Here is a 4,299-nt window from a genome sequence, read left to right on the forward strand (position 1 = left end):
CCGTCACGCTGATGGCGTGACCGAGTTCCGCTTCTCCGTCAACATCTTCGAGATCGGGTCGCCCCCTGCGTTCGCTCGCCGGTGCCGCGCCGTCGAGGACGCCGGCTACGACGCGGTGTACGCGGCCGATCATCTCGGTGTCCCGGCGCCGTTCCCCGTCCTGGTCGCCGCCGCCGCGGCCACCGAACGTCTGCGGGTCGGGACGATGGTGCTCAACGCCGGGTTCTGGAATCCGGCACTGCTCGCCCGCGAGATCGCGACCACCGATGCGCTCACCGGCGGCCGGCTCGAGGTCGGTCTGGGTGCGGGACACATGAAATGGGAATTCGAGGCCGCCGGGATCGACTGGGAACGGTTCGACGAACGCGCCGACCGCCTCGAGACCACCGTGCTGGAGCTGCAGCAATCGTTCGCCGAACCCGGTTTCGCCGAGCAGGCCGCGCTGCGCGAGGCGTTCGGTCTCCCGGTGCTCCGGCCGGTGCAGCGTCGCGGATTCGGCGGGCACGGCCCGCCCCTGATCATCGGGGGCACCGGGGACCGGGTCCTCCGGATCGCCGCGGCCCACGCCGACATCGTGAGTGTCGCGGGCGCCGTCCAGCTACCGGGGCGGCCACCGGGAACGTTCCGGATCGGCACCGCGGCGGAAGCGGACGACCGTGTCGCGTTCGCGCGAGGACGGGCAGGAGGCCGGGCCGGCGACATCGAATGGCACACCCTGCTCCAGGCGGTCGTGGAGACGGACGACCGGACGGGCACCGCCGTTGCCCTCGCCGAACAGTCGGAGGGGACCGTCGAGGCCGACGACCTTCTCGACTCGCCGTTCGTGCTGTTCGGCTCGGTCGACGAGATGGCCGAGCAGATCCTGCGCAGCCGGGAACGCTTCGGGTTCAGCCATTTCACGGTCCACGCGCCGTACCGGGAGGTCTTCGCTCGGGTGATCGGCCGGGTGCGTGCCCTCTCGGGCTGAGGGCCGGGACCTCCCGGACCGGCCCCGAGCGGGCCGTTTCGCTAGGCTGTGTGATCAGCATGTCCATCTCTCCCGCCCCGAATCGTCGCGAACTGCGCGCCGCCCTGTCCGAGGTCTCCCTCCGCGACGAGAACCGGCTTCGTCGCCGGCTCGACCGGGCCCGGGACGGCGAGGCGTTGACCAAGATCGCCGCCGAGATCGACAACGCCCGTACCCGGCTCGCCTCCCGCGCGGCTTCGGTCCCGGTGATCCGTTACCCCGAGGACCTGCCCGTCTCGCAGCGCAAGGACGACATCGCCGCCGCGATCCGCGACCACCAGGTCGTCGTGGTCGCCGGCGAGACCGGATCGGGTAAGACGACACAGATCCCGAAGATCTGCCTCGAACTCGGGCGCGGTGTGCGCGGTCTGATCGGCCACACCCAGCCACGCCGGATCGCCGCGCGCGCGGTCGCCGAGCGACTTGCCGAGGAACTCGACACCGAACTCGGCGACACCGTCGGCTATACCGTCCGGTTCAACGATCGGGTCACCGACTCGACACTCGTCAAGCTCATGACCGACGGCATCCTCCTCGCCGAGATCCAGCGCGACCGGCTGTTGCGGCAGTACGACACCCTCATCATCGACGAGGCGCACGAGCGCAGCCTCAACATCGATTTCCTGCTCGGCTACCTCGCGCAGTTGCTTCCGCGTCGCCCCGACCTGAAGGTGATCATCACCTCCGCGACGATCGACCCCGAACGTTTCGCGCAGCACTTCGCCGACTCGAACCGCACACCCGCCCCGATCGTCGAGGTCTCCGGACGCACCTACCCCGTCGAGGTGCGTTATCGCCCCCTGACCGTCGAAGTGGGCGAGACACTCGTCGACCGCGATCCCGTCGATGCAGTGTGCGAGGCCGTCGAAGAACTCCAGCGCGAGGGCGACGGCGACATCCTGGTCTTCCTCTCCGGCGAGCGGGAGATCCGGGACACCGCCGACGCGCTGCGCGACCGGAAGCTCCGCAACACCGAGATCCTCCCGCTCTACGGACGCCTGTCGGCGGCCGAGCAGCACCGGGTCTTCACGCCGCACGCGGGCCGCCGGGTCGTGCTGTCCACCAATGTCGCCGAGACGTCCCTGACCGTCCCGGGTATCCGCTACGTCGTCGACCCCGGCACCGCCCGTATCTCGCGGTACTCGGTGCGGACGAAGGTGCAGCGACTGCCGATCGAGCCGATCTCGCAGGCCTCGGCGCGTCAGCGTGCCGGACGCTGCGGTCGTGTGGCCGACGGCATCTGCATCCGTCTGTACTCGGAGGACGACTTCGAGGGGCGACCGGAGTTCACCGAACCGGAGATCCTGCGCACCAACCTCGCATCGGTCGTGCTGCAGATGACCGCGCTCGGACTCGGCGACATCGAAGCCTTCCCGTTCGTGGAGGCGCCGGATCCCCGGGCGATCCGCGACGGTATCGCTCTGCTCGAGGAACTGGGCGCGCTCGAACCCGCGAAGAAGGGCGAGGCGCCGAGCCTGACCGCGACGGGTCGCGAGATCGCCCGGCTGCCCGTCGATCCGCGCATGGCCCGCATGATCGTCGAGGGCCACCGCAACGGATGCCTGCGCGAGGTGCTCATCATCGTCGCGGCGCTGTCGATCCAGGACGTGCGCGAGCGGCCCACGGAATTCCAGCAGGCCGCCGACGAGAAGCACGCCCGGTTCGCGGTCGAGGGCTCGGACTTCCTGGCCTACCTCCGCCTGTGGGACTACCTGAAGGAACAGCGCAGAGAACTGTCGTCGAGCCGGTTCCGCAGACTGTGCCGCGACGAATTCCTGCACTGGCTGCGGATCCGCGAGTGGCAGGACCTGCAGGGGCAGCTGCGTCAGATCACCGTCGACATGGGCTGGCAGACGCACCACCGCGACGTGAACCCCGACGACGTCCACAAGTCGATGCTCGCAGGTCTGCTGTCGCACATCGGTCTTCGCGAGGGCGACAAGCGCGACTTCCTCGGCGCCCGCGGCGCACGGTTCGCGGTCTTCCCCGGGTCGTCGCTGTTCAAGAAGCCACCGCGCTGGGTCATGGCGGCCGAACTCGTGGAGACCTCACGTCTGTGGGCCCGGACGGCCGCGCGCATCGAACCCGAGTGGGTCGAGAAGCTCGCCCCGCACTTGGTCAAGCGCACCTACTCGGAACCTCACTGGTCGACGCGCCGCGAATCGGCGATGGCCTACGAACGTGTCACGCTCTACGGCATCCCCTTGATCGCCCAGCGTCCCGTGCCCTACGGACGGATCGATCCGGAGGTCTCGCGCGAACTGTTCATCCGGCACGCCCTCGTCCAGGGCGAGTGGCGCACGCAGCACAGGTTCTTCCACGACAATCGCGCTCTGCTCGAGGACGTCGAAGAACTCGAACACCGGGCACGGCGGCGCGACATCGTCGTCGACGACGAGACCCTGTTCGACTTCTACGACCAGCGGGTCGGCCCGGAAGCGATCTCGGCCCGGCACTTCGACACCTGGTGGAAGAAGACCCGCAAGCAGCAACCCGACCTGCTGACCTTCACCCCGGACACGGTGGTGAACCAGGACGCCGCCTCGGTGCTCGAGGGCGATTACCCGGATGCCTGGCGCCAGGGCGAGATCCAGTTCCCCCTCACCTATCAGTTCGAGCCGGGCACCGAGGAGGACGGTGTCACCGCCCGTGTCCCCGTCGCGCTGCTCGCGAACCTCAAATCCGTCGGTTTCGACTGGCTCGTACCCGGGATGCGGACCGAGCTGGTGACGGCCCTCATCAAGACCCTGCCGAAACACCTTCGGAGACAGGTCGTCCCGGCTCCCGATTTCGCGGCGGCCGCACTCGCGTCGGTGACGCCGCGCTCCGAACCGCTCGTCAACGCGATGGCCCGCGAGCTGTCCCGGCTCGGCCGGTGCACGATCGAGCCCTCGGACTTCGATCCCGGTGCGCTGCCCGACCATCTGCGGATGACCTTCGCCGCGGTCGACGAGCGCGGCACCGTGCTCGGCCGCAGCAAGAGCCTGGCGGCCCTGCGGAAGAAGTTGGCTCCGCGGGTCGAAGCGGAGGTCTCGCGCGCTGCTGCGGGCACCGAACGTCCCGCGGCGGCGGTGTGGACGGCCGAGACCCTCGGGAACCTGCCGGAGACCGTCACCCGCGAGGTCGGCGGCCGGAAGGTCACCGGCTATCCCGCCCTGGTCGCGGAGAAGGACGGCGTGGCAGTGCGTGTCCTCAGCACGCCGCAGGCCCAGCAGAATGCGACCCGTCAGGGTCTGCGCGCCCTGCTGCTCACCACGGCACCGACGAAGGCGAAGGCTGTCACGTCCGGGCTG

At 69.5% G+C, this 4,299-nt stretch carries 2 protein-coding genes; both read left to right on the forward strand.

Features of this window, described 5'->3' with window-relative positions:
- Positions 1-16 precede the first annotated feature (16 nt).
- Positions 17-967, forward strand: coding sequence for a TIGR03621 family F420-dependent LLM class oxidoreductase (locus R1101_RS0117000; protein WP_016934569.1), 951 nt, complete (start codon positions 17-19; stop codon positions 965-967).
- 59 nt (positions 968-1,026) lie between these two features.
- The coding region (gene hrpA / locus R1101_RS0117005) for an ATP-dependent RNA helicase HrpA (protein WP_037223903.1) at positions 1,027-4,299 on the forward strand (3,273 nt) is incomplete at its 3' end.

Source organism: Rhodococcus sp. R1101 (genome assembly GCF_000278445.1).
Classification (GTDB): Bacteria; Actinomycetota; Actinomycetes; order Mycobacteriales; family Mycobacteriaceae; genus Rhodococcus; species Rhodococcus gordoniae.